Annotated in this window: 1 protein-coding gene; it reads left to right on the top strand. The window is 40.1% G+C overall.

The features are described 5' to 3' along the window. Positions 1 to 40: 40 nt before the first annotated feature. A partial coding sequence (locus SB775_RS30165; RefSeq protein WP_410864926.1) for an amidohydrolase family protein occupies positions 41 to 267 on the top strand: 227 nt, incomplete at its 3' end.

Here is a 267-nt window from a genome sequence, read left to right on the forward strand (position 1 = left end):
GAACGAATTTCGTAGACTAAAGGAAAAAGGGGATGAGCATATGGGAGAAATTTGGTATGGCGGCACCATTTACACTATGCGAGAAGAGAATGAAAAAGTAGAAGCTATTTACGTTGAAAATGGCGTCATTGTTCATATAGGGAATAAAGAAGAGTTAGAAAGCCGATATTCAGAAGTGAAGTTATGTGACTTAAAAGGGAAAACGATGATTCCAGGGCTTGTTGATAGCCATATGCACCTTATTGGCCATGGGGAGAGGTTACTTCG

This window comes from Peribacillus sp. SIMBA_075, assembly GCF_046534585.1.